Here is a 25,484-nt window from a genome sequence, read left to right as displayed (position 1 = left end):
GGAGTCGAAATGTCCGATCCCACAGCGTTTTTCGATCTGCATACCGAACTGAGCGACGAACTCATCGCGGCACTGGCATTGGTGTTGTTCGACAGTGCGCCCGATGCCGCCGCGGCGCCGCCGCGGGTTTCGGGTACACGGGCGCACACCGTGTTCCGCAACCCGCGTGGCTGGCGGTGAGATATGCCGCGCCCCGATGACCTGGTAGGTGCGTGGCGGCTGGAATCCTTCCACGACACCGATGCCGACGGCCGGCCGATGACCGGCCCGCTCGGCGCGGAACCGGACGGATTCCTGCTCTACACCGACTGCGGCCACCTCGCGGTCGGCATGATGGCCGCCGTGCCCGGTGCGGGCTCGGCCGACTATATGGGGTACAGCGGCCGCTGGCGTATCGACGGCGGCATCCTGCGCCACCTGATTCTCGTCTGTTCCCGCCCCGATTGGGTTGGGGTGGAACAGGTTCGGGTGGCGGAGCTGGCCGATGATCTGCTGACCATCCGTACTTCCCCCGATAACGGCCGCGTCGTGCGGTGGCGCAGGACCGGCCCCGCGTCCGGGGCGCCGTACTCCGACTCTCGATCCGAAGAAGGACCAATGAACATCAGCGCCGCACGGGAGCGTCATGCGATTCGACGGTAAGACCGCTTTGATCACCGGATCGAGCGAGGGAATCGGTTATGCCATCGCGGCCGCCTTGGTCGCCGCGGGGGCCCGGGTGGTGCTGACCGCGCGGCGGGAAGCGGCGCTGGAGTCCGCCGTCGCGCGGCTCGGCTCCGCCGCGTCCTGGGTCAGCGGTGACATCAGCGACCCGGAGACGGCGCGCCGCGCGGTCGATCACGCGCTGCAGACCGGCGACAGCCTGGATCTGGTGGTGTGCAATGCCGGAATCCTCATCCCCGGAGTGGTTTTCGCCCAGCCCATGGCCGAGGTGGATCGCATTATCGGTGTCAATCTGCGCGGGACGATCGCCACCGTCGCCGCGGCCGTGCCGGCGCTGGCGAAACAGCCGTCCTCGGCGATCGTGGTGATCTCCTCGTCGATCGGCCGTAAGCCCGGACCGGGCACCGGTATCTACGGCGCGACCAAGGCCGCACTGCACTATCTGGTGCCGACCTGGGCAAGTGAGCTGGGGCCCATGGGCATTCGGGTCAACGGGGTGTGCGCCGGCATTACCGAGACGCCCGGGTTCCGGGCGGGCGCCGCGGCGATCCCCGGGCTCGAAGAGGGGGTGCTGGCCACCAATCTCATCAAACGCATCGCGACCGCCGAGGAGGTGGCCGGGCCGGTGCTCACCCTGTTGGACTCGGGCAGTGGCGGGTTCGTCACCGGTTCGGTCTGGGATATCGACGGCGGTTACGGACTCGGAGGACAGCATGGATGAGCACGATGTGATCGTGGTGGGTGCGGGCCACAATGGGCTCACGGCGGCGGCCTATCTAGCCGCGGCGGGCCTGGATGTGCTTGTGCTGGAAGCGAAGTCGGAGATCGGCGGCGGCGTGGTCAGCGAGCAGGTGACCCTGCCCGGTCACCAGCACGACCTGCACGCGGCGGCGCATATCTTCATTCAGGGCAATCCCATGATTCGCGATGACGAACTCGGCCTGCTCTCCGAGCACGGGCTCAGCTATGTGTTCCCCGACCCGAGCATGTCGGTGGTCTTCCCCGATGGCGACTTCATCGCCTTCTACTCCGATGTGCACAAGACCGCCGAGACCATTGCGCGGATCTCCCCGGCGGATGCCGAGAACTACTTGCGCTTCTACGAATTCGCCAGTCCGCTGCTGGATCAGCTACTCCCCTCGCTGTTCGTCCCGCCGGCGCCGCTGGGCGCGCTCTTCGCGCAGCTGGAGCAGTCCGAAATCGGCAGGGAGACAATGCGGGTGCTCATGATGAGCTACCTCGATGTCTGCAACGAATGGTTCGAGCACCCGAAAGTCAAAGCCGCCCTGGTGCGTTGGGTATCGGAGCTGTTGATCGCACCGGACGAGGGCGGTACCGGCGCGTTCCTGCTGCTGATGGTGCCGTTCATTCACCGTTACGGTATGGGTCTGGCCGTGGGCGGATCGCAATCGCTGTCCGATGCGCTCGCCGCGGCGCTGGCCGCACGCGGCGGCAACATTCGCACCGGAATGAAGGTCGAGCGATTCCGCTTCGACGGCGACCGGGTCACCGGCGTGCGCTGCGCCGACGGCACCGAATTCGCCGCCCGCCGTGCGGTATTGGCCGATCTCAATATCAAACAGCTGCCCGTCATGGTCGAGCACCGCTTCGGCCCCGAATGGGAACGCCAGGTCAACCGGATCAAGGCGGCGAGCTTCCGACTGGTGGCGGGCCATATCGTGCTGAGCGAACTGCCCGAGTTCCGTGCCGGGCCGGAGGTCACCGAGGCCGGATTCCAGGAGATCACGCTCCCGCTGCCCGACCTGCTCCGCACCTTCGACCAGCTGAAATACGGTGAGCCGGTGCACACCATCCCCACGGTCTCCACCGCCACCCGCTGGGACTCCAGTCGCGCACCCGACGGGCACCACACCCTCTACCTGCTGGGCTACGCGCCCATGGAGCTCGCCGACGGGGATTGGGATACTCGCAAGGAGGAGATCTTCGACCGCGTCTTCGCGACGTTCGCCGAGCTGACCACGAATATCGGCCCCGCCCAGGTGCTTTCCCGCGTCGTGCACAGTCCCCTCGATATGGCTCGGTACAACGAGGCCTGGGTGGACGGCGATGCCGGCCACTTCGGCTGCCAGCTCTTCCAATTCATGGGTTTCCGCCCGCTCCCGAATATGGGCTATCGCCTACCGGCCGAGGGCTTCTACCTCGTCGGCCCCTCCACCCATCCCGGTCAGGGCGTCACCGGCGGCGCGCGCGCCGCCGCCCTGGCCGTCCTGGCGGATCTCGGCCTGAGCTTCCCCGCCCGAGGCTGAGCCCGGCACGACGAAGGAATCACCACATGCCCACGCCGGAACCGACCCTGCCGCAAATCCAGCAAGCGATCACCGATCTGCTTCGCACCGAGCAACTCGCCACCCTGGCCACCATCGACTCCGCGGGCCTGCCCTCCGCCTCGGCCATGCACATCGCGGCGGACGGCCTCATCGCCTACATGCACACGTTCCAATACAACCGCAAACACACTCACATGCAACAGAATTCGAGGCCGGGGACGCCCCAGCCGTAGGCGAGCTTGTGCACTTCGAGCACGAAATTCGGATCGTGACCAGGCCCGGATCTGCCCGCTGGGGTGTCCGGGCACCCGCACCTTACGGCTGACAGCGACGACTCTCCGGTGCGGCGAACGCCCGCATGGCATTCGCGAGATCTTCGAGCTAGGACTCGGCGTAGACGAGCGCACCGCCGACATAGGTGTTCACCACGCGCGCGCTCCTGATTTCATCGACGGGCAAGTCGGTGAGCCTTCGATCGAGTACGGCGAGGTCCGCCTTGGCACCGACACGAAGTCGACCGCTCGCAGGAAACCCCGCCGCGGCGGACGAGCCGAAGGTGTACGCGCCCAAGGCAATCGAGAGATCGAGTTCCTGATCGACACCGAGCGGTGCTTGCCCGGCCGCGGAGCCCACGGCCCGCCTGGTCACGGCCACGTGGACCCCGTCCAGCGGATCCGCGGACGAGACCGGCCAGTCGCTGCCCATGGCGAGGGGCGCACCACTGCGGTACAGGTCGCCGAAGGGATACTGCCGTGCTCCACGCCCGGTTCCCAGGAAGGGAGTGGTGAGCTCATCCACCTGAGCCGCCCGTTTGGCCCAGTAGGGCTGGAGGTTGGCTACCGCCCCCAACTTCTCGAAACGCGGGATGTCGGCCGGGTCGACGAGCTGCAGGTGCGCGAGCTGATGCGCTCGATCATTGGGCCCATTGGTCGCCTGCGCCAGCTCGATCGCATCGAGCACCCCTCGAATAGCCCTGTCCCCCAAGGCATGAAAGTGCAGTCCGAAGCCGGCCGCGTCCAGCTTCAGCACCGATGAGCGCAGCACGTCCTCGTCGAAGAAGGACATGCCCGAGTTCGGCGTGGCGCATCCGCAGGCGTCGAGGTACGGCTCGAGCAACGCGGCGGTGTACGTCTCCATCACACCGTCCTGCATGATCTTCACCATCTCCGCCTGATAGAGATCGCCGCTCGACCGCGCCTGTGCGCGCAGCTCCACCATTCGCGCGACTTCGGCCTCGACCGCCGCCACGGTCATACTCCTGTCCCACCAGAGGGCGGCAGAGACCCGCGCGGTGAGCCATCCGCCCTGCTGTGCCCGCAGGTAGGAATGGTGTGGGGACGGCTTGCCCGCGACGACCTCGACCATCGCGTCCTGCCATCCGGTGATACCGAGCGAGTGCATGAACCGCTGAGCCTCGCGCAACGCGGCATCGTAATCATCCTGATCGGCCACCGGCGTGAGGTGTTCGACGAGATGCATCGCGCTCTCATGCAGCAGACCTGTCGGTTCCCCTGAGGTGTCGCGCTCGATCCTGCCGCCGGCCGGATCAGGGGTCCGCGCATCGATTCCCGCGAGCTGCAGGGCCTTGGTATTGACCCACGCCGAGTGATGATCACGGTTGGGGAGATACACGGGCCTGCCGGACTCGACCGCATCGAGGTGCGCGCTGGTGGGGCGGCCGCCCGGGAAGGCGTCCATCCCCCATCCCCCGCCCAGGATCCACGGCACAGTGGGCTCGCGGGCGGAGTATTCCGCGATCAGCCGACCGTAGTCGGCGATGGTCCGGCCGCCGGTCAGATCGCATCGGAGGCGTTCGAGTCCACCCAGGAGGGGATGCGCGTGTGCGTCGACGAACCCCGGCATCAGGGTCTTGCCGGCCAGGTCGACGACCTCGCCTCCCGCATCCACGTACGCCGCCAGCTCCGAACCGCCGCAGATCGCTTCGATGGCGTCCCCGCGGACGACAACTCCAGACCCGTTGTCGCTCAGGGAAATACCGTCGAAATGAGTAGCGCCTGTGAAGATCATCACCTGGTCAGCGGTCGGCTCACTGGTGGGTTGCATTGGCATCCTTACTGATTCGAGCGGGCCGAGGGATTGTCAGGAGGATTCGGTGAAGGTGGTCGACGGCATGTTCCTCGTCATTACATGGTGCGCGGTGCTGTACTCCAGCAGGGCCTCCGATCCCATGTCCTTGCCGAATCCGGAGCGTTTCACGCCGCCGTGCGGCATTTCGCTGGTGAGCGGGAGATGATCGTTGATCCAGGTGACGCCCACATCCAAGTGCTGGGCGATTCGGTGCCCGCGGGAACCATCGAGGGTCCACACCGAGGAGGCCAACCCGTAGTCGGTCCCGTTCGCCAGCGCGACCGCCTGATCCTCGTCGTCGAAGGGCAGCGCGACCAGGACGGGGCCGAAGACCTCCCGCTGCACGATCTCGGACTGCTGGTCTGCCCCGGTAATGAGCGTGGGTTCGAAGTAGAAGCCCGGGCCCGCGATTCGCTTGCCGCCGGTGACGAGCTGTGCCCCCGCTGTCTGCGCGCGGAAGACGAACCCTTCGACTCGTTCACGATGCCGCTCGGAGATGAGCGGGCCGATCAAGCTGGCAGGGTCATAGGGGTCACCCACGGGGAACGAACGCATATTCGCCCGGATCGCCTCGACTGCGTCTTCGAAGATCGAGCGGTGAATGTACACGCGGGTGGCGGCGGTGCAGTCCTGGCCGGTGTTGTAACAGGCCGCAAAGGCGATCGATGCCGCCATCGCCGAAATATCGGCATCGTCGAAAACGATGGCAGCGCCTTTTCCGCCGAGTTCGAGGTGCACCTTCTTGGGCGCCTCCGCTGCCGTCCGCATGACGGACTTTCCGGTCTCGGTGGAACCGGTCACGCTCACCATCTCGACCGAGGGGTTACGCACCAGTGCCGCACCGATTTCCGCACCGCCGGTCACGACATTGAACAGGCCGGCGGGCAGGCCGGCGTCGATGGCCAGCTGCGCGGCGCGGAGCGAGGAACCCGGCGACTCCATTGCCGGCTTCAGGATCACCGCGTTTCCGGCGGCCAACGCGGGCACGACCTTCCACAGGCCGATAATCAGCGGAAAATTCCACGGCGCGATACCGGCGACCGTGCCGATGGGACGCCGCCGCAGCATGGAGGTGAAGCCCGCGCTGAATTCCCCTGCGGCAGTGCCGTGATCCGACCGCGCCATACCGGCGAAATACCGCACATTGTCGGTCGCCATCGGAACCTCGATGTGCTGCATGAAGTGATGCGGGCGACCGGTCTCCTGAACCTCGAGGCGAGACAGCTCCGCCGTGTCCGCTTCGAGTGCGTCCGCGAATTTCAGCAGCACCTGCGCGCGCTCGCGCGGCGTCGCCGCCGCCCACCCTCGGCCGGCCGCATCGGCGGCGGCCGCCGCGGCTTCGACCTGGTCGAGCCCGGATTGGGAGATCTCGTCGTAGATCTCTGCGGTGGCGGGATCGGTCATCTTGGCCGATTCGCCGCTGCCGGCGATGAGGCGTCCGTTGACAAACGTGCCATGGATCATCGGTTGGTCACTTTCTCGGGGAGTATCGAACGGGGGGCGGCCAATGACGCGGTCACCTCGGCTGCGGCCCGAAGGCCACTCGTATATGCCCCACTCATTGTTCGCGGCCGATATGCCGCGGTGGCCTCACCAGCCCAGAACAGGACATTGCCGGTTGGCTCGGCGAGACGGCGCCGAGACTCCGGATGTGCGCCCGGGGGCAGATGGCTATACGCGCCACGCGTGAACGGGTCTGCGGTCCAGGAATGGAAGGAGGTGCTGCGGGGCTCGATGCTCTGCTCCTGCAACGCATTCCGGATCGCGGCGAGACCGCCGGCAATGGCGTCGTCAGCCGACACGGCGAGTAGACGTCGCGCTCGGTGGCCCAGCGCCCACCCCGCGATCACGGTCCGATCGTCCGACCGTCCAGGGTAGGTCGATTCCCAGATCGCTTGCAGCGCAGCGTTTTCGAGGAGAACAGCATTCTGATCGGCATTCCACACCTTGCCGTCGAACACATATAAGATCTTCACGATATCCAGCGAGATGATGTCGAGGATCGCCCGCTGCTTCTCGACGGGCAATGCCGGATCGAACTGGATATCGTTATTCTTCAGTACCCCGAGAGGGACTGTAATCACCACACGCTCAGCGGAATACGTAACGTGTGAGTCGTCGATCGAGACCGACACTTCGACGCCCTCCGCCGTCCACGAGATTCGTTCCACGGGCGCGCGGCGCACGATTTCGAGACCGGCGCCGAGCGCCTCGGCGATCCGATCGTTGCCGTCGACCACGCGAGTGTTGTTGACGCCCATGAACTCTCCGTGCTCGAGCTCGAGACGGAGTTCATTGCACGCGTCCAGGGCACTCGTGCGTCGCAACGATTCACGCCCTGTCTGGGTCTGGAAAGCCTCCAGCAATACTCGGCGGGCACCTTCGTCCGAGATGTTCCGCAGGTAGTCGGAGACCGACTCCGCGCTGGTGGGGGCGGTGAGCGAGTCGAGGGTCGCCGCGAGCTCCTTTTCGAAGCCTTCCTCGATCCGGCGGGAGCCGCCGACCGCATGGGTGTCGATATCATTTGCCCGGCACCACTCGATCAACGGATTCTCATCCGTGTGCAGCAACTCCGCACCCAGTTCTATGGCGGGATCGTTGTCCCGCCGCAGCGTGAATACCCGCCCGCCGATACGATCCTGCGCCTCCAGAACCAGGACATCGAAACCGTCGTCCATGAGTCGTCGCGCCGCAGCGAGACCGGCGAAACCGGCGCCGATCACGATCACGTCGATACCCGGCATCACAGCTCCTTTTGTGGTGTGGCGCAATGAGAACGCCGCGTCGATACGGTTCCCGGTGTCGGTAAGACTCAGCGTGGCCAGGTTTGGATCGACGATAACAACGCTCCAGCGCTGCGGAAATGGGCGCTTTTCCCGATGCGCGTCTAGGACCCCTCCTACTGGATTTCCGCCTGGTTACCGCTGTGCAGTAGGGCGACCGCTTCGCCGCGGCTCGAGACTCTCAATTTGCGGTAGATCGAGGTCAGATGGTTCTGGAGCGTCTTGGGTGTGATCCCCAGGAGCGCGGCGAGGTCTCGATTGGGCATGCCGTTCCCGAGCACGTCGAGCGTTGCCCGTTCCCGACCGGTGAGCAGGCCCAGCAGTTCCTCGCGTTCGCTTCGAGGTATGCGCAGTGTCAGCCGAGTTCGATCCCCGCGCCGAGCATGATCCATGACGCCACCGAGCCGGTGGAGCTGATTGTTCGCCTCGACCGACCAGTGGCGAGGATCGCCGTCCTCGTCGGCGCAGTCGCCATCGATCTCGACGATGTAATCCGAATCCTCACTCAATCGCAGTCTCATCGACAGCGACCTGCGAGCACGACGCGCGAACTCCTCGGCCAGCGCGAGAACGACCACGTAAAGGCTGGAACCGAATTCGGCATCGAGCGCCTCAGGCCATCCCGCCGCATCCAGGCTCGCGGTGAGTCCACCCGCTCGCGAGACCTGATCGATGACGCCTTGCCGGAGCAGGGCAGCCAGGTCGATTCCCCCGCGAGCGTGCCGCTCGAGATCATTCGCGATCGCCGCGATCGCGCCCGCCAGCCCAGTCGGTTGATCCGGCCCGGCATCGTCCGTATGGGAGGCGACCGTCTCACGAAGCCGCGCCACCACATCGGCGCGGAGCAAGCGCGTCGATTCGGCGAGCTGCTTGGTGACGGCCCGGAAGTACTTGGTGCGCTCTTGTTCCAGCAGGCGACTGCCGCGCTTCAACTCGGCTATCTCGATCGACGGCGTGATAACCCCGGCGATCAACTCCAGAGTCGCGATATCCTCCGAACCGAACACGCCGGGTTGATGCGAGAAGATCTCGAAAATCCCGAACCGGCGATTGTCGCGGATCAACGGCACGCAGACATATGCCCGAAGACCGTGGCGCACAAGCGATTCGCGCCGGAACGTCGCCCGTTCGAAGAGGTCGTCGACATTGACCGGCTCCCGCAGCCCGAACACCTGACCGGCCAGCCCGTCATGCAGTCGCCAGGCGGGCCCATCGGCGAGGAAGGACTGGTCGATACCCTCGCCGGCGAGCAACGAATACTCCTGCCGGGTCAGATCAGCCAGGCAGATAGACCCGGCCGTGGCTCCCGTCAGCTCCAGCGCGTGGCGAACCGCGGCAGCGGCCAGCACCTCGAGTTGACCGGTGTGGTCACTGACGAACTGCAACTGCCGAACCAAATGCAGCCGCCGGTCGACCTGCGAGGCGCGTCGTTCGGCCGTCGCGGCATGCCGGCCGTCGTACCCGATCTCCATTCCCACCGGCAGTGCCACACCGAGCCGCCCACCCGACTCCACCTCCCGTCCGAGAGCCTCTGCCTGCGTGATCTGTTCAGCCGTATAGAGCCGGTAGCCCGCCTGGCTGCGCTGAGCCCGAAGCACGCCACTCGCGTCCCAGGCCCGTAGGCGCCACATCGGCACCCCGCTCCGGCGCGCGACGGTTCCAATGGTCATAAGCGGTGCAGCCACAACGCGAGCTTAACCTTCACGGAAGGTTGGTAGAAGGTTGCCTCAACCACCACAGGGCACGATCCCCGGCTGATCGGGTAGTCGGACGACCTGGGCGCCGAAGGCGAGGCCCGCGCCGAATCCGACCAGGAGGGCGGGGCCGCCGTGCAGTCGGGGATGTTGTTCGAGTAGGTCGGCCATGGCGAGTGGGATGGAGGCTTCCGTGAGCTGGCGTGATGCCGAAACATGTTGTGCACCAACATAAGTCGAATCAGCAGGCAAAATGCCGCCGGGACAGGTCCGCCCAGTCGATTCGATACCGGCCGATCGCGTCGCCAACCCCGTTGCAGGCCAGCGATATTGGACATCTCCAGTCGGCTCGCGCCGAGTGTGCCGATACCCCGAGAACGTCGCGTAGTACAGATCCACTCGCCGATGATCTCCCGACTCCGAACGCCGACCCCTCACGACACAACCGCCCCACGAGCAACCTCGCGCCCGCGCCGAATGTGATCGGAACCACATATTTATTGGACGATAGGTATAGACCAATCGAACCGCTCTGCCCAAGTCTCCAGCCGATCGACGACCGAGCGCGAATCAGCATCGTGGACAACAGGTCCGGTGCTGACCCCCGCCCGGTCGCACACACGAAATCGCCTCTGCGCGATACTGTTTCGATGAGCACCGACGACGACACTCCCCCCGGCCCCACTCCGGTCACCCGGGCCGAGGGCCGAGGCCGGTCGGCCCGCACCGCACCACCTGCCACCGCGGACTCGGGCAATGCGGTGCTGGCCGGCGCGCTCGCCGGTTTCGAACGCAGTCGCCACCGATTCCCCGAAGGACAGCGCCGGATATTCCTGGCCGCCATCGACGCCTTCGCCGAGCGCGGCTTCCGCGCCACCACCACCCGCGATATCGCCGCCCGAGCAGGTCTCAGCCCCGCCGGACTCTACGTCCACTTCGGATCCAAAGAAGAAGTGCTGCACCGCATTTCACTCTCGGCAATGCAACTGACCAAACAGGTCGCCGAAACGGCCGCCGGCACCCGAGGCACCCCCACGGCCCGTTTGGCCGCGACCGTGCGCGACCTCACCGCCTGGCACGCCGAACACAGCGCATCGGTCCGAGTGGTCCTCTATCACCTCACCGACCTGACCCCCGAACATCACACCGAGGTCCTCGACGTCCAACTCGCCATCCACCGCCTCATCCGCGACCTGGTCGGCGAGGGCGTCACCGCGGGCGAGTTCGATGTTCCGGACCCCGGCGTCACCACCCTCGCCCTGCTCTCCCTGTGCGTGGACACCGCCCGCTGGTATCGCCCCGACTACCGCCGCACGCCACCGCAACTGGGCCGGGACTACGCCGCCCTGGCACTGCGCATGGTCGGCGCGCGAATCGACTAGTTCGGCGCGGGCGTCTTCCCTGCCGCCATCGCGACCACCGGATAGGCTGCGGGCGTGGATAACCCGTTCGGCCCTGTGGGGACCGCCAAGTACGTTCTGTTGACCACTTTCAAGAAGGATGGCACCCCGGTCGGGACGCCGCTCTGGGCCGCCCTCGACAATGGCCGCCTCTATATCTGGACCGTGACGGACAGTTGGAAGGTCAAGCGGATTCGCCGCAATCCGGAGGTCACCGTGCAGGCGTGCGATGTGCGCGGGAAGGCGCACGGCGAGATCGTCAAGGGCACCGCCGTCATCCTCGATGATGCGGGCGGCGATCGGGTGCGCGGCCTGGTCAAGCGGCGCTACGGGCTACAGGGTCACCTCATCGTCACCGGCAGCACGCTGCGGCGTGGGAAGACCGGGACCGTCGGCATCGAGATCACCGCCGCCGGCTAAACCCGCGGTGTGATCGCAAGACCTACCGAGGCGTCCGCGCCGCGAATCAGTTTGTGCCCGCGAATGGCGAACTTGCCGATGAGACCGTATTTGGCGGCGACCACGGCGCGGACGTGCTCGGTTCCCGCGGCATCGAGAACCCGCGCGCTACCCGCCAGTACCTCCTCGGCGCGCGGGCGGCCGCGGTTGTCGCAGATCTGCACGGTGACCTCCGGATTGCGGCGAATGCGCTTGACCTTCCAGGTCTTCGGATTCGTCCACACCAGCAGGCGGTCACCATCGGGGGCGATCCAGACCGGCGTACTCGCCGGGGTGCCGTCCTTCTTATAGGTGGTGAGCAGGGCGTATTTGGCCTGAGCCACATCGTTCCACGTCATGATTGAACGGTAGGCCGAGCCGGGTGGCGCGCACATCCACCCAGGCGCGCAAACGCGGCTACGACCACGGGCGTACACACCACGGTCGGACCGCCGGGCCGGATAACCGGTCCGGCGGTCGCCATACGCACGGCCGAGTGCTGCCCCGCGCACAGCCGTGCTCACCTCATGGTTGTTGCCCGGCGATAACCGCCCCGAGCAGGCCGCCGACTCCGCAGCCGATAATCGCGCCGACCAGGAATAACCAGATACCGATGACGGCGCCGACCACACATCCGATCAGGGCTCCGGCGACGATCGATCCCGCATTGGCGACATTCTGTAATGCCACCGGATCGGCGGCGGGCGTGGCGATTTCGGCGGCATTCGCCGGCCGCATGGTCAATGTCGTTCCGACGGCGTCGATTTCGGGGACGACCTCGACGGACCGGTCGGCCACCTCATAGGCCAGCGGTAGCGCGGCAATGGTCTCACCGCTCGGTCCGAGCACATTGACGGTGCCACCGGCCATTTCGAACCGGCCACCGGCGAGCGTGGTGGTGACCGCGGAGTGATCCGGCGCCAGGCTGGTGGTGTACTCGACCCCTCGATCGACACCACTGATGCCCGGTTGCGCCACCGCCGGTTCACCATGTGCGGTGACGGTGGCGACGCAGAGCGCGGCAATGGAGAAGAGTGTTGTTGCGGCGAATTTGGCTATTCTCATGATGATTACCCGTATTCGAAGAGCCGATTCGCCGCATGGTCGAGATGGCACATTCAGCGAATCGGGGGAATTCACATCCAATTATCAATCGCATCAGTGCGATTGGAGTTCCGGACGCCTCCCCGAGTCTGACACCGGAACGATTCTTATCGTCCCCTCAGACTTGCCACGAGGGTAGAGCAGGTGCCGGGGTTGTCCGCCGTTGTCCTGTGCGTCCCACCCCGGCATACCGCTGAATGCGGAATTCCCTTATTCCAGTTCGCCTTCGGTTTCGAGGTACACCTGGCGGAGTCGGTCCAGGGTATCGTCTTCCGGCCGCTCCCAGAGCTTTCGCTCGGCAGCTTCCAGCAAACGCTCCGCAATGCCGTGCAGCGCCCACGGATTCGACTGCTCCATGAACTTGCGATTCACTTCGTCGAATACATAGGATTCCGCGAGCTTTTCGTACATCCAGTCCGCGACCACATTGGTGGTGGCGTCATAACCGAACAGATAGTCCACTGTCGCGGCCATTTCGAAGGCACCCTTGTAGCCGTGCCGGCGCATGGCCTCGAGCCATCGCGGATTCACCACGCGCGCACGGAATACCCGCGCGGTCTCCTCCGACAGCGTGCGGGTGCGCACGGCATCGGGACGGGTGCTGTCACCGATATAGGCTTCGGGATTCTTTCCGGTCAGCGCGCGCACCGCGGCGACCATTCCGCCGTGATACTGGAAATAGTCATCGGAGTCGGCGATATCGTGTTCGCGGGTGTCAGTGTTCTTGGCCGCCACCGCGATTCGGCGATACGCGGTGCGCATGTCATCAGCGGCGGGGACGCCGTCGAGTTGCCGGCCGTACGCGAAACCGCCCCAAGCCGTGTACACCTGGGCCAGATCGTCATCGGTACGCCAGCTCTTGGAGTCGATGAGCTGCAGCAGGCCCGCACCGTAGGTGCCCGGCTTGGAGCCGAAGATGCGGGTGGTGGCGCGGCGCTCGTCGCCGTGCTCGGCCAGATCCGACTGGGCATGTGCGCGAACGTAATTCGACTCGGCGGGCTCATCGAGTCCGGCCACCAGGCACACCGCGTCGTCCAGGAGAGCGAGCACATGCGGGAACGCGTCCCGGAAGAAACCGCTGATGCGCACGGTCACATCGATGCGCGGGCGACCCAGTTCCTCGAGGTCGATGGCCTCCAGTTTGGTGACGCGACGGCTGGCCTCATCCCATACCGGCCGCACGCCGAGCAGCGCGAACACCTCGGCGATGTCATCACCGGAGGTCCGCATGGCCGAGGTGCCCCACACCGAAAGTCCCACCGAGCGTGGGTATTCGCCGTGATCGGCGAGGTACCGCGCCAGCAGCGAATCCGCCATGGCCTGTCCGGTCTCCCAGGCCAACCGGGACGGTACGGCCTTGGGATCGACCGAGTAGAAGTTGCGTCCGGTGGGCAGTACGTTGATGAGTCCGCGCAGCGGCGACCCACTCGGTCCCGCCGGAATGAAGCCGCCGTTCAGCGCGTGCAGAATCCGCGCGATCTCGACTCCGGTCTGCCGCAGTCGCGGAACCACCTCTGTCGCAGCGAATCCCAGTACCCGGCGCACCGCCGACAGGCTCGACTCCGGCTCCGCGCCCGGACCCACGACGATGGCCGCACCGTCGGCGCCGACCAGGTCCTCGGTAATCGCGTCGATGGCCTGCACATCCCAGTCGACTTCTTGCATGGCCGAGACCAATTCGCGGGCCCGCGTCTCGAAGGTGTCCACCCGCTCGCGGGATTCGTCCCCACTTTCGCTGAGCCCCAAGGCTTCCCGCAGACCGGGGACATTCACCTCGCCACCCCAGAGCTGGCGGGCGCGCAGCATGGCGAGCACCAGATCGACCTCGGCCTCCCCTGCCGGTGCCTGCCCGAGAATATGCAGACCGTCACGGATCTGCACATCCTTGATCTCGCACAGCCAGCCGTCGACATGCAGCAGCATATCGTCGAAGACATCCTCGTCCGGCCGTTCGGCCAGCCCGAGGTCGTGGTCCATCTTGGCCGCGCGCATGAGCGTCCAGATCTGCTGGCGAATCGCGGGCAGTTTGGCCGGATCGAGGGTGGAGATATTGGCGTGCTCGTCGAGCAACTGCTCCAAACGTGAGATATCGCCGTAGGTTTCGGCCCGCGCCATGGGCGGAATCAGGTGGTCGACCAGGGTGGCGTGGGCCCGCCGCTTGGCCTGGGTGCCCTCGCCCGGATCGTTCACCAGGAACGGGTAGATGAGCGGCAGATCGCCGAGCGCGGCATCGGTGCCACAGGAGGCGGACATGCCGAGCGTCTTACCCGGCAGCCACTCCAGATTGCCGTGCTTACCCAGGTGCACCATGGCATCGGCGGCGAACCCGTCCGGGGCGGCCAGCCAACGGTAGGCGGCCAGATAGTGATGGCTCGGCGGCAGATCCGGGTCGTGGTAGATGGCGACCGGGTTCTCCCCGAATCCGCGCGGCGGCTGCACGATCAGCACCACATTGCCGAATCGCAGTGCGGCAATGACGATTTCGCCCTTGGGGTCGGCGGAGCGATCCACATAGAGTTCGCCCGGCGCGGTCCCCCACGCCTGTTCGACACCCTCGCGCAGATCCCGCGGCAGCTGCGCGAACCAGGTGCCGTAGGTGTCGGCCCCGATGCGAATCGGGTTGCCCTCCAACTGTTCCGCGGTCAGCCAGTCCGGATCCTGACCACCGGCGGCGATGAGCGCGTGGATCAGCGCATCGCCGTCACCCTCCTCCAGACCCGGGATCTCCCCCGGCTCGCCGAGATGGTAACCGGCCGAACGCAATTCGCTCAGCAGTCGAACAGCGCTGGCCGGGGTGTCCAGGCCGACGGCATTACCGATACGCGCGTGCTTGGTCGGGTACGCCGACAGCACGATCGCAATATGCTTGTCGGAGTTGGGAATATGACGCAGTCGCGCGTACCGCACCGCGATCCCGGCCACGCGTGCGGCGCGCTCGGGATCGGGCACATAGGTGGAGAGCCCGTCAGCGTCGAACTCCTTGAACGAGAACGGCACGGTGATGATGCGGCCGTCGAACTCCGGCACCGCCACCTGTGTCGCGACATCCAGTGGTGAGAGCCCGTCGTCATTGGCCTCCCACTGCGCGCGTCCGCTGGTGAGGCAAAGCCCCTGCAGGATGGGCACATCCAGGTCGGCGAGCGCGCCCACATCCCAGGCTTCGTCATCGCCGCCGGCCGAGGCGGTCGCGGGCTTGGTGCCGCCCGCCGCGAGCACGGTCACGATCAGCGCGTCGGCCTTGCGCAATTCGGCGAGCAGCTCCGGCTCGGCAGTACGCAGCGAGGCGCAGTACACCGGCAGCGCCCGCGCGCCCTTGTCCTCGATGGCGGTGCACAGCGCATCGATATAGCCGGTGTTCCCGGCCAGATGCTGTGCCCGGTAGTAGACGACGGCGACCGTCGGCGCACCCTCGGCAACCGGCCGCGAATCCCGTTCCAGCGCACCCCAGCCGGGCAACTCCACCGGCGGTTCGAACCCGTGCCCGGTGAGCAGCACGGTGTCGGACAGGAAGTTGTGCAGCTGCAGCAGATTCGCGGACCCACCCGCCGCGAGATAGTTGTGCGCGTCCGCGGCGACACCGCCCGGCACGGTGGAGCACTCCATGAGCTCGGCATCGGGTGCAATCTCACCGCCGAGCGCGACCATGGGAATCCCGCTGGCGCGCACCGTCTCCAGGCCCTCCTCCCAGGCCCGCTTACCGCCGAGAATGCGCACGATCACCAGATCCGCGCCTTCCAGCAGGCCCGGCAGATCCTCGGGCAGGATGCGCGCCGGATTGGCGAGCCGATACTCGGCGCCACTGGCGCGCGCGCTCAGCAGATCGGTATCGGAGGTGGACAGCAGCAGAATCACAGGGTTTCAGCCTTCCTCGGGTGACGCGCCCAGCACGGTGTGGCGCTCGACGGGGAGGTCTGACTGTCACAGTGGCGCGACCGCACCGGAATTGCACCGGCTGCTCCGTCCGACGAGCCCGCCGATGCTATCGCGCCCGCATCACGGTGCGGCAAAGGCTGGTCGGCGATGCTGTTCCGCTATGGCTCGCGCGCGTACGCTGCCGGTATGCCGAATACTCCGGGATGGGTCAGGCGGAATCGATTCACGGCCTGGTCAGGTTACTTTTGCGTATTGGTTGCCTTCGCGACGCTGGCTATGGCTTTGACCGCCGCCGGCAGTGGTCACACCCAGTACGCGATGCTCTCGGGCATCATCTGCGCCGGGACCATTCTCTTCGGGCTCACCGTCATCGCGACGACGGTGCGCCGCGATCATCAGGACCATCACAACACCCCGAATCTTCTGCAGGACACCTGGGAACTCTCGCCCGCCTTCGCCCGCCGCCGCGGCGCACCCAGCTCGATCGAACCGCACCAGGCCGGCTGACCACGGCCGCTCCGGCGGGCGCCGGCGCCGGACACCGCCGCCCGCCGTACTCTGGTGTGGTCATGACCCGAACAGATCCCGACTCCTGCCCGGGCGTGCTGCGTCTGCACGACGCCGCCGACGGGCCCCTCGCCCGCATTCGCGTACCCGGCGGACAGCTCACCCCGGAGCAGTTGCAGGCGCTCGCCACGGCCGCACGCGAATTGGCCGACGGCCATATCGAACTCACCTCGCGCGGCAATGTGCAGTTGCGGCAAGTACGCGACGCCGCCGCGCTCGAGGAACAACTGACTGCGGCCGGGCTGCTGCCCAGCGCCTCGCATGAGCGGATTCGCAATATCATCGCCTCGCCGCTGGCGGGGCGGGTCGGCGGCCGGGCAAATGTGCATCCGCTGGTGCCCGCGCTCGATACCGGATTGCGGGGCGATGCGCGGCTCGCGGAATTGCCTGGGCGCGTGCTGTTCACCCTCGATGACGGACGCGGCGATGTGAGCGGACTCGGCGGGGATATCGGGGTGCACGCCGTCGACGCCGACAGCTACGCGCTGCTGCTCGCGGGCGCGGACAGTGGAGTACGGGTGCCCGCCACCGAGGCGGTCGATCTGATGCTCGCCGCCGCACACGGATTCCTGGACCTGCGTGACGGGCAGTGGCGGCTGCATGAGATTCCGGAGGCGACCACCCGGCTCACCGATCGGCTGGTGACCGCTCGCCCCGGCCTGGAAACCACCGGGGAGGCCGTGGAAGTGGCTGTGCGCCACGACATTCCGATCGGCTGGCTGAACCAGGCCGACGATCGCGTCGCCCTCGGCGCGGGTGTGCGACTGGGTTCGCTGACCGCGCGCACCGCGGAGTTCATCGCGGCGGTCGAGCGGCCGATCCTGGTGACGCCGTGGCGCAGTCTGGTCATTGCCGACCTGGACGAGTGGGCCGCCGAACAGGTGGTGCGGGTGCTCGCCCCGATGGGTTTGATCTTCGACGCGAACTCGCCGTGGCTGCTGGTGAGCGCCTGCGCCGGGATGCCCGGCTGCGGGAAATCCCTGACCGATGTGCGTGGCGATGTCGCCGAGGCCGTCGAATCCGGTCGCGTAGTGCCTTCGGGCGCACCGCAATTCGCGCGCGAGGGCCTCGAGGCCGCCGAGATCGTGGCCTCGGGCCGACAGCATTGGTCCGGGTGCGACCGCCGGTGCGGGCGCCCGCGCGGCGCGGTCACCGACGTCATCGCCACCACGGACGGCTACCGGCTGAACCCCGCCGACTGACCCACCGCCGAGCCGGATCCGGCGAACAATGGATTGTTCGGGGAGCCTGGATTGTTGATCGGCGCAAAGGGTTGGCATACGGAGGCCGGTATGACCATTTCGAAACTCAGCGATGACGAGATCGCGGCGATGTCCGATCAGGACCGCCGCGAACTCATCGCACGATTACAGCCCGCCGAGCGGGTACTGCCACCACCCCAGGTGGTGAAGATCCATCGGCGAATCAGGTTGACGCTCATGGTCGGCGGTTCGCTCGTACTCATCCCGTGGATCGTGTACCTCGGTATGACGCTGCCCGCCGACTATCACGCGCGCAACTGGTCACTCACCTGGATCGGATTCGATGTTCTGCTGGTGCTCATGATGGGCGCCACCGCCTACCTGGGCTGGCGAAAACGGGTGTTCCTGCTCCTGCCCGCCTTCGCCACCGGCATGCTGCTATTGGTCGACGCCTGGTTCGATATCGTCACCGCCGAACCCGGTGACGTGTGGGTGTCGGTGGGCACGGCACTCATCGGCGAGATTCCCTTGGCGATATTGCAGATCAGCGGGGCGCTCATGCTGCTGCGCTTCCTGATCTTGGCGCACCCGCTCTACGATCCCGCGATCAGTCCATGGCGGGCACCGATGCCATTTTGACCGAATGCTGTTCCAGGGTGCAGCATTTCACGCTGCCACCCGCCTTCAGCAGTTCGGACAGGTCGATGCCCACCGGTTCGTAGCCGCGCGCGCGGAGCTGTTCGGCGATGGCGACGGCCTTGTCGCTGAGGAATACGTGGTAGCCGTCGCAAACACCGTTGAGTCCAAGGACATTCGCGTCCTCCTCGGTGGCGATGACGGCGTCCGGATACATGGTCGCCAGCAGTCGCGCGCTCTCGCCACTGAACGCCGCCGGATAGTAGGCGATGGTGTCGTCCAGCACCATGAGCGCGGTATCGAGGTGATAGAAGCGGGGATCGATCAATTCCAGTGAGATGACTGGCAATTCGAAGAACTCCTGCACCTCCTCGTGCGCCGCACGAGAGCTGCGGAAGCCGGTGCCCGCCAGAATGCGATCGTGCGCGATGGCGAAATCGCCCTCCCCCTCATTGGTTTCACGAGCGGCGGCCACCTGGGTGAAGCATTGCGCCGCAAGCCAATTGTGATACGCGGGGCCCTCGGCGGCGCGTTCGGGATTGGCGAACCGGGCCGAGAGCGCCCGATCCCCGATCACCAGGCCACCATTGGCGGCGAAGACCATATCCGGCAGCGCGGGCTCGCCATCGACCACATCCACGGTGTGGCCGTGCCGTTCGAAGGTGGCGCGCAGATTCTCCCATTGCGCCAGTGCGAGGGCCCGATCAACCGGGGCCGAGGTATCCATCCACGGATTGATCGCGTAGTACACGTCGAAATGATCGGGGCGGCACATGAGAAACCGGCGCGGAGTGGGGCGCCGAGCGCCTGCCGGTTCCGGAACGCGGATCGTGGCGACGGAGGTCAACGAGACTCCTTCTGGAATTGTGCGTATACGGCTTGTTCACGAAGTTAAGTGGCGTACCGTTGCGCCTGAAATAGCGAATCGTTGCGCAGATTCGAGCTTTGGCGGCGAATCATTGCGTCACGGCGAAAGGTGGACCCGTGGATGAGATCGATCGGCGAATTCTGGCCCACCTGCTCAAACAGGCACGCGCGTCATTCCAGGAAATCGGCGCGGTCGTGGGACTGTCCGCACCCGCGGTGAAGCGCCGGGTCGACAAGATGGTCGTCGGCGGGCAGATCACCGGATTCACCGCCATGGTCAATCCGGCCGCGCTGGGCTGGCGCACCGAGGCGTATGTCGAGGTCTACTACCGGGACAACATCTCCCCCGCCGAACTCCGCAAGAGCCTGGAACCGATCCCGCAGGTCGTCGGCGTATGGACCATCGCCGGCGAGGCGGACGCGCTCGTGCACGTCATGGCCACCGATATGGCCGAGATCGAGGTCACCGTGGAACGGATTCGCGAGAACATGCGGGTCGGCCGCACCCGCAGCAGCATTGTCATGTCCCGGCTACTCGAACGGCCGCGCACTTGATCCGGCCACACCGCAGTGGCCCGGGCCACCCGCTCCACGTCGGCGCGGGGGCGAAATCTAGGGTGGAGCCCATGTCCGACGTGCGTACCAGCTACCTCACCGACGGGGCCGAGATCTATCGGCGCTCGTTCGCCACGATTCGCGCCGAAGCGGATCTGGCCCGCTTCCCGGCGGATGTGTCGCAGGTGGTGGTGCGGATGATCCACGCCTGCGGGCAGGTGGATCTGGCGGCGGAGGTCGACTTCAGCAATGGTGTGGTGAACTCGGCGCGCGCGGCCATGCAGGCCGGGGCACCGATCCTGTGCGATGCGAACATGGTGGCCTCCGGGGTGACCCGCAAGCGGCTGCCCGCCGATAACGAGGTGCTGTGCCTGCTCGGTGATCCGCGAGTACCGGGGCTGGCGGCCGAGATGGGCAATACCAGATCCGTTGCGGCACTGGAGCTCCTGCGTGATCGCATGGGCGGAGCGGTGGTGGCGATCGGGAACGCACCGACCGCGCTGTTCCACCTGCTCGACATGATCGACGCGGGTGCACCGAAACCCGCTGCGGTGATCGGTATTCCGGTCGGCTTCATCGGAGCCGCCGAATCCAAGCAGGCCCTGGCCGAATATGGGGATATCGAATTCCTGACCGTGCGTGGCCGGCGCGGCGGTAGCGCCATGACCGCCGCCGCCCTCAATGCGATTGCGAGCGAACAAGAATGAGCGGCAAGCTCTGGGGTGTCGGCCTCGGTCCGGGCGATCCGGAATTGGTGACGGTCAAGGCCGCGCGGATCATCGGCGCGGCCGATGTGATCGCCTTCCACAGCGCCAAGCACGGGCGCAGCATCTCGCGCGCCATCGCCGCACCGTATATGCGGGCGGGACAGCTCGAAGAACATCTGGTCTACCCGGTGACCACCGAGACCACCGATCACCCGGGTGGCTATCAGGGCGCGATCGACGAGTTCTACGAGAGCGCCGCCGCGCGCCTGGCCGAACATCTGACCGCCGGACGCTCGGTCGCGCTGCTGGCCGCCGGAGATCCGTTCTTCTACAGCTCTTTCCAGCACATGCACCGCCGCCTGGCCGACCGCTTCGACTCCGAGATCATTCCCGGCGTCACCTCGGTCAGCGCCGCCTCCGCCGCCCTGGGCACACCCCTGGTCGAAGGCGAACAGGTGCTGTCCGTGCTGCCCGGCACCATGCCCGTCGAGGAGCTCACCGAGCGCCTGCGCTCGGCCGATGCCGCCGCCATCATGAAGCTCGGCCGCACGTACCCCAATGTGCGCCAGGCACTTTCGGACTCCGGGCGCCTGGACGACGCGTACTACGTGGAACGTGCCAGCTCCACCCGCCAGCGGGTGCTGCGCGCTGCCGACGTCGACGAGGCCAGCGTCCCGTACTTCGCCATCACCATCGTCCCCGGCCCGAAACCGGAGACACGCATCGCGTTGACCACACCGGACTCCGTCGGCCAGGAGGGCGAAGCCACCGCAGTCGGCACCTCCGCGAACGCCGACTCCACTGTGGCGCAGCATCTTTCACCCATCCCCTCCGAGTCCGCCGGGCGCACCGCGGATCTCCCCCCGAACGCCGAATCCGCTGTCGGCCAGCGGATATCGGGCGGAGAAGTCGTTGTGGTCGGGCTCGGGCCCGGTGCGGCCGAGTGGACCACGCCGGAGGTGTCCCAGGCCCTGGCGGAGGCGACCGACATCGTCGGGTACGCCACCTACGTGAACCGGGTGCCGGAGCGGGCGGGGCAGCGACGGCATTCCAGTGACAACAAGGTCGAATCCGAGCGCGCCGCAATGGCTTTGGACCTCGCCAAGAACGGGCACAAGGTCGTCGTCGTCTCCGGCGGCGATCCCGGCGTATTCGCCATGGCGGCCGCGGTGGTCGAGGAGTCGGCCGATCCGCAGTGGCGCGATGTGCCCGTGCGGGTACTGCCCGGGGTGACCGCGGCCAGCGCGGTGGCGAGCCGGATCGGTGCGCCGCTGGGACATGACTTCGCCATGATCTCGCTATCGGATCGGCTCAAGCCGTGGGAGGTGGTGGCCGGGCGGATCGCCGCGGTGGCCGCCGCCGATATGGCCTTCGCCGTCTACAACCCGGCCTCCTCGCAGCGCAAATGGCAGGTCGAGGCGATGCGCGAGCTCGTTCTCGAGCATCGCAAGCCGGCGACGCCGGTGGTGATCGGGCGCGATGTGGGCGGGCCGACCGAGACCGTGCGCGTGGTCACCCTCGGTGAACTCGACCCGGACGAGGTGGATATGCGCACGCTGCTCATTATCGGCGCCTCCACCACCACGGTGTTCGACACGGCCGCAGGACCGAGGGTGTTCACCTCCCGCCGATACGGCGACTAATTTTCCATAGTGGAATACAGGCTGGAAGGAGTGCAGTGGCAGAGGAAAAGACCCGGCGCCCGCTCAATTCGACGGCCGCTTCCCTATTGGGCTTCCTGCACCAGGGCGATATGTCCGGCTGGGATCTGGTCGCCCAGGCGCAGGACCGCATCGGCGATTTCTGGACCATCACCCAGAGCCAGGTCTACCGCGAACTGGCGACCATGCATCAGAACGGCCTGGTCGAGAAGGGCGAGGCGGGTGCGCGCGATCGCACCCCGTACCGCATTACCGAGGACGGGCGAGAAGCCTTCGCGGAGTGGATCGCTCGCGATCCCGGGGCCGAAACCATCCGGGTGCCACTGCTACTCACGCTCTCGTTCGGCGAATTCGTGGATCGCACCCACCTGGACCGGATCATCACGGCCAATCGCGCTGTTCACGAACAGCGGCTGTCCGGATACCTCGGCAGCCATGACGAACAGCAGATGTCACCCTTCGAGCGCGCCACCCTCGACTTCGGCATTCGCTACGAACGCGCGGTACTGGCCTGGTTCGACCGACTGCCCGAACTACTCGAGCCCACCAGCCGACTCTCCTGACCCGAGCCGCCGCAGCCAATCCCAGGCCGCGGCAACGGTTTCCACCCGGCGTGCGCCCGCGGGCAGCGCCGGGCGTTCGATCACCACCACCGGAATAGCAAGGACGCGCGCGGCGGCGAGCTTGGCCTCGGTCAACGCTCCCCCGCTGTCCTTGGTCACCATGGCATCGATCCGGTGCGCGCGCAGCAATGCGATCTCGTCGTCCAGGGCGAAAGGCCCACGCGCCAACAGCAATTCATGTCGCGCGGGCATAGCGCCCTCGGGCGGGTCGATGGCGCGGATCAGAAACCACTGCGGTAGGTCCGCGAACGCCGCCACCCCTTGCCGTCCGATGGTCAGGAACACCCGATCCCCCAGTCCGGTAACGGCTTCGGCCGCCCCCGCGAGGTCCGGTACACGAATCCACCGGTCCCCCGGTTCTTCCCGCCAGCCCGGGCGGCGCACATGCAGCACCGGCAGTCCGGTGTCCGCGGCGGCCTGCGCGGCATTGGCGGTAATACCCCCGGCGAACGGATGCGTGGCATCAACGACGGCGTCGATCCCATTGTCGGCCAGCCACTTCCGCAGCCCGGCCACTCCCCCGAATCCCCCTACCCGCACGGCCCCCACCGGCAGCACGGGTGCACGCACGCGACCGGCGAGCGAGGACACGATCTCGTATCCGCGCTCGCCGGAAGCGATGTCGGCGAGTTCCCGGGCTTCCCGGGTCCCGCCGAGGATCAGAATCCTCAGGGCTGCCCGCTGAAGTAGGCAATACCCGAATCGATCAGCGGCTGACCACCCGCGAGCAGCAGCCCGATAACCGCACCGAACGGCAGACCGATACCGAAGAAGAACGCACCGACAATCGCGCCGATCACGCCGCCGAGCGCCGCATGCTGCAACTCGGAGAAGAACCATTCCTGCGAACCGATGAACTTCACCGACACGTCGTCGGCCTTCGGCGAGGTCAGCGAAAGCTGACGCCCGTCATTGTCGATCGCCGCGGTCATAGCGATCTCCTGCTGCCCCACCTTGCCGGTCAACGGCATCTGGGCAACAACCTGCCCGTTCTTATCCTTCAGCGTGACAGCCTTACCATCGGCATCGAGGCTGAAAGCGCCCCCGGTCACCTGGGTGACAACAGTGTTCTTGGCATCGGTCAACTGCACCGAGTAGTCAATCCCGTGGTCCTGCCCCTGCGACTGGCTCGCCGGAACCAACTGCACGACAGCCGGCGCCTGGTCGGCCGGAGCAGCCGGAGCGGCGTAACCGGTACCGGCGGCAATACCGGTCGCGGCGACGGCGATAAGCGCGGTAACAGCGAACTTCCTGTACTTCATGGATCTCCCAATATGATTGATACGCAACCCGATAACCCTCGGACTGCCGCAGGTCACGATACCGTTGACCTACCGATGTTTCATTCTGATGGGTTCACAGAACCTCCAAACTCCAGTTTTGCTCCAACTTTGGACGGCGCGAGCTCCTCCAGCACCTCGGAGTTGTCCACCACAACATGCACGTAACCGGCCTGATCGATGTAGTGCGAGGCGGCCACACTGGCCCCCTCCGAATGTCCCAATTGCGCACTTGCCCGTTGCCGGTCTCCAGTCCTCCCTACGACATGCGTTGCCACGGTGTCTCGCAGGTTGCCCCAAGTCACCCAGTCGACTGCCGAACCGACCCTGGCTCGCATGAGATTCTGATCGGCTCCCATCGGCTCGACCATCCTCTTCAGCCGGGAGAGGAATACCGGTGTGTCCTCCGATTCGGGCGCGCACAAACGCTTGTATTCCCGGAGTTCCGCGGTGAGCCACCTCGGCAGAGTGATGTAGTAGGCGGCTCCCTCTTTACCGTGCTTCCGCTTGTTCTGTCTGAACACCGGTCCACCGGACATAGGCTTAACCGCAGTAGCTCCCACTCGAAGGACGGCCTTCTCGACCGTAATATCGTCCAGACCGCAGACGTCGGACCACCACAGCGGAAATGCTTCACCTGGACGTATACCTGTTCCGAGGATAGTGAGGAACAGGAGCCGGAAGTAGCGTGTGCGGGTGACCCTTTCACAAATCAGTTCATACAACTGGTCGCGCTCGTGTGGAAACAGCGCACGCTGACCACCGCCACAGCGTTCGGGTCGCGGCACCGGAGCCATAGGGCTTACGTCGAAGAGTCCAGCGAGGGTGAGCATCTTGAACGTGCCACTCAACACCACGTAGTGCCTGGATGCGACCCCCGGCACGATGTCGAAGATGTCGTCCAGATAGTCAGCCAAGAAGACCGGCCTGAGGCTCCCCCCGGATAGTGGACACCTGATTCGCAGGACTAACGGTCCTGATGGAAGGATGTTCACATGCCTCCTGGTAAGCGTCGGTCGTTCACGGCCGAGTACAAGGTCGAGGCTGCCCATCGG

Annotated in this window: 26 protein-coding genes; 14 read left to right on the top strand and 12 right to left on the bottom strand. The window is 66.2% G+C overall.

What is annotated here, in order from left to right; all coding sequences use genetic code 11:
- Nucleotides 1–9: 9 nt before the first annotated feature.
- From GFY24_RS22160 to GFY24_RS22140, 5 genes are read left to right on the top strand one after another with little or no spacing between them, the layout of a single operon-like run.
- A complete protein-coding gene (locus GFY24_RS22160; protein ID WP_153807008.1) occupies nucleotides 10–180 on the top strand; it encodes a hypothetical protein in 171 nt (56 codons plus the stop codon).
- 3 nt (nucleotides 181–183) lie between these two features.
- Nucleotides 184–642 carry a lipocalin-like domain-containing protein gene (locus GFY24_RS22155; RefSeq protein ID WP_153807007.1) on the top strand — a complete coding sequence of 153 codons (459 nt, stop codon included), beginning with the start codon at nucleotides 184–186 and terminating at the stop codon, nucleotides 640–642.
- Entirely contained in the window at nucleotides 626–1,384 is a 759-nt protein-coding gene (locus GFY24_RS22150; protein WP_153807006.1) for an SDR family NAD(P)-dependent oxidoreductase, read from the top strand. The genes GFY24_RS22155 and GFY24_RS22150 overlap by 17 nt, the downstream gene beginning before the upstream one ends.
- Nucleotides 1,377–2,930 carry an NAD(P)/FAD-dependent oxidoreductase gene (locus GFY24_RS22145; protein WP_153807005.1) on the top strand — a complete coding sequence of 518 codons (1,554 nt, stop codon included), beginning with the start codon at nucleotides 1,377–1,379 and terminating at the stop codon, nucleotides 2,928–2,930. Before GFY24_RS22150 ends, GFY24_RS22145 begins: the two co-directional genes overlap by 8 nt.
- A 26-nt stretch (nucleotides 2,931–2,956) precedes the next feature.
- A complete protein-coding gene (locus tag GFY24_RS22140) occupies nucleotides 2,957–3,184 on the top strand; it encodes a pyridoxamine 5'-phosphate oxidase family protein (RefSeq protein WP_153807004.1) in 228 nt (75 codons plus the stop codon).
- A gap of 148 nt (nucleotides 3,185–3,332) precedes the next feature.
- Here the strand turns inward: GFY24_RS22140 and GFY24_RS22135 are convergent, their stop codons facing one another.
- The 5 genes from GFY24_RS22135 to GFY24_RS22115 all read right to left on the bottom strand — a co-directional run bounded on the left by GFY24_RS22135 (nucleotide 3,333) and on the right by GFY24_RS22115 (nucleotide 10,011).
- Nucleotides 3,333–5,015, bottom strand: a complete 1,683-nt coding sequence (locus GFY24_RS22135) for an amidohydrolase (protein WP_228566554.1) — start codon at nucleotides 5,013–5,015, stop codon at nucleotides 3,333–3,335.
- A gap of 36 nt (nucleotides 5,016–5,051) precedes the next feature.
- Entirely contained in the window at nucleotides 5,052–6,503 is a 1,452-nt protein-coding gene (locus GFY24_RS22130) for an aminobutyraldehyde dehydrogenase (protein ID WP_153807003.1), read from the bottom strand.
- Complete coding sequence (locus GFY24_RS22125) at nucleotides 6,500–7,783, bottom strand: NAD(P)/FAD-dependent oxidoreductase (RefSeq protein ID WP_153807002.1); 1,284 nt, start codon at nucleotides 7,781–7,783, stop codon at nucleotides 6,500–6,502. Before GFY24_RS22125 ends, GFY24_RS22130 begins: the two co-directional genes overlap by 4 nt.
- A gap of 155 nt (nucleotides 7,784–7,938) precedes the next feature.
- Nucleotides 7,939–9,507, bottom strand: a complete 1,569-nt coding sequence (locus GFY24_RS22120) for a GAF domain-containing protein (protein ID WP_153807001.1) — start codon at nucleotides 9,505–9,507, stop codon at nucleotides 7,939–7,941.
- Nucleotides 9,508–9,549: 42 nt separating this feature from the next.
- Nucleotides 9,550–10,011 carry a 3-oxoacyl-[acyl-carrier-protein] synthase III C-terminal domain-containing protein gene (locus tag GFY24_RS22115; RefSeq protein ID WP_153807150.1) on the bottom strand — a complete coding sequence of 154 codons (462 nt, stop codon included), beginning with the start codon at nucleotides 10,009–10,011 and terminating at the stop codon, nucleotides 9,550–9,552.
- 155 nt (nucleotides 10,012–10,166) lie between these two features.
- On the opposite strand from GFY24_RS22115, the gene GFY24_RS41190 reads away from it, so the two are divergent.
- Complete coding sequence (locus GFY24_RS41190) at nucleotides 10,167–10,898, top strand: TetR/AcrR family transcriptional regulator (RefSeq protein WP_194852975.1); 732 nt, start codon at nucleotides 10,167–10,169, stop codon at nucleotides 10,896–10,898.
- Nucleotides 10,899–10,952: 54 nt separating this feature from the next.
- Nucleotides 10,953–11,336 carry a PPOX class F420-dependent oxidoreductase gene (locus GFY24_RS22105; RefSeq protein ID WP_309231174.1) on the top strand — a complete coding sequence of 128 codons (384 nt, stop codon included), beginning with the start codon at nucleotides 10,953–10,955 and terminating at the stop codon, nucleotides 11,334–11,336.
- On the opposite strand, the gene GFY24_RS22100 is transcribed toward GFY24_RS22105, so the two are convergent.
- The 3 genes from GFY24_RS22100 to cobN form a co-directional block, all read right to left on the bottom strand.
- Nucleotides 11,333–11,713, bottom strand: coding sequence for a PPOX class F420-dependent oxidoreductase (locus GFY24_RS22100; protein WP_153806999.1), 381 nt, complete (start codon nucleotides 11,711–11,713; stop codon nucleotides 11,333–11,335). The two genes, GFY24_RS22105 and GFY24_RS22100, sit on opposite strands and share 4 nt — an antisense overlap.
- Before the next feature lie 166 nt (nucleotides 11,714–11,879).
- Complete coding sequence (locus tag GFY24_RS22095; protein WP_153806998.1) at nucleotides 11,880–12,419, bottom strand: hypothetical protein; 540 nt, start codon at nucleotides 12,417–12,419, stop codon at nucleotides 11,880–11,882.
- Between the two features lie 249 nt (nucleotides 12,420–12,668).
- A complete protein-coding gene (cobN, locus tag GFY24_RS22090) occupies nucleotides 12,669–16,310 on the bottom strand; it encodes a cobaltochelatase subunit CobN (protein ID WP_309231173.1) in 3,642 nt (1,213 codons plus the stop codon).
- Nucleotides 16,311–16,583: 273 nt separating this feature from the next.
- Here cobN and GFY24_RS22085 point away from each other — a divergent pair, with 273 nt between their 5' ends.
- From GFY24_RS22085 to GFY24_RS22075, 3 genes are all read left to right on the top strand, one after another.
- Nucleotides 16,584–16,838 carry a hypothetical protein gene (locus GFY24_RS22085; protein WP_153806997.1) on the top strand — a complete coding sequence of 85 codons (255 nt, stop codon included), beginning with the start codon at nucleotides 16,584–16,586 and terminating at the stop codon, nucleotides 16,836–16,838.
- Between the two features lie 62 nt (nucleotides 16,839–16,900).
- Nucleotides 16,901–18,100, top strand: a complete 1,200-nt coding sequence (gene cobG, locus GFY24_RS22080) for a precorrin-3B synthase (protein WP_153806996.1) — start codon at nucleotides 16,901–16,903, stop codon at nucleotides 18,098–18,100.
- Nucleotides 18,101–18,190: 90 nt separating this feature from the next.
- On the top strand, nucleotides 18,191–18,739 hold the full coding sequence (locus GFY24_RS22075) for a hypothetical protein (protein WP_153806995.1): 549 nt from the start codon (nucleotides 18,191–18,193) through the stop codon (nucleotides 18,737–18,739).
- Here GFY24_RS22075 and ddaH read toward each other — a convergent pair.
- On the bottom strand, nucleotides 18,708–19,583 hold the full coding sequence (ddaH, locus tag GFY24_RS22070) for a dimethylargininase (RefSeq protein WP_228566553.1): 876 nt from the start codon (nucleotides 19,581–19,583) through the stop codon (nucleotides 18,708–18,710). The two genes, GFY24_RS22075 and ddaH, sit on opposite strands and share 32 nt — an antisense overlap.
- Nucleotides 19,584–19,720: 137 nt before the next feature.
- On the opposite strand from ddaH, the gene GFY24_RS22065 reads away from it, so the two are divergent.
- From GFY24_RS22065 to GFY24_RS22050, 4 genes are all read left to right on the top strand, one after another.
- Nucleotides 19,721–20,158, top strand: a complete 438-nt coding sequence (locus GFY24_RS22065) for an Lrp/AsnC family transcriptional regulator (RefSeq protein ID WP_309231172.1) — start codon at nucleotides 19,721–19,723, stop codon at nucleotides 20,156–20,158.
- Nucleotides 20,159–20,229: 71 nt separating this feature from the next.
- Nucleotides 20,230–20,865 (top strand): precorrin-8X methylmutase, encoded by a 636-nt coding sequence (locus GFY24_RS22060; protein ID WP_153806993.1) that lies wholly within the window; start codon nucleotides 20,230–20,232, stop codon nucleotides 20,863–20,865.
- The gene (gene cobJ / locus GFY24_RS22055) at nucleotides 20,862–22,508 is read left to right on the top strand and encodes a precorrin-3B C(17)-methyltransferase (protein ID WP_153806992.1); all 1,647 of its coding nucleotides are present in this window, start codon (nucleotides 20,862–20,864) and stop codon (nucleotides 22,506–22,508) included. Before GFY24_RS22060 ends, cobJ begins: the two co-directional genes overlap by 4 nt.
- A 35-nt stretch (nucleotides 22,509–22,543) precedes the next feature.
- Nucleotides 22,544–23,089 carry a PadR family transcriptional regulator gene (locus GFY24_RS22050; RefSeq protein WP_309231171.1) on the top strand — a complete coding sequence of 182 codons (546 nt, stop codon included), beginning with the start codon at nucleotides 22,544–22,546 and terminating at the stop codon, nucleotides 23,087–23,089.
- On the opposite strand, the gene GFY24_RS22045 is transcribed toward GFY24_RS22050, so the two are convergent.
- The 3 genes from GFY24_RS22045 to GFY24_RS22040 form a co-directional block, all read right to left on the bottom strand.
- Complete coding sequence (locus GFY24_RS22045) at nucleotides 23,060–23,821, bottom strand: cobalt-precorrin-6A reductase (protein WP_228566564.1); 762 nt, start codon at nucleotides 23,819–23,821, stop codon at nucleotides 23,060–23,062. The two genes, GFY24_RS22050 and GFY24_RS22045, sit on opposite strands and share 30 nt — an antisense overlap.
- Nucleotides 23,818–24,411 (bottom strand): hypothetical protein, encoded by a 594-nt coding sequence (locus GFY24_RS42165; protein ID WP_228566552.1) that lies wholly within the window; start codon nucleotides 24,409–24,411, stop codon nucleotides 23,818–23,820. Before GFY24_RS42165 ends, GFY24_RS22045 begins: the two co-directional genes overlap by 4 nt.
- A gap of 80 nt (nucleotides 24,412–24,491) precedes the next feature.
- Nucleotides 24,492–25,484 (bottom strand): site-specific integrase (locus GFY24_RS22040; protein WP_153806990.1); only part of this gene is annotated, 993 nt, incomplete at its 5' end.

This window comes from Nocardia sp. SYP-A9097, from assembly GCF_009649815.1.
GTDB lineage: Bacteria > Actinomycetota > Actinomycetes > Mycobacteriales > Mycobacteriaceae > Nocardia.
Note: the sequence above shows the minus strand (reverse complement) of the source record. Positions and strands in the feature narration are given on the sequence as shown.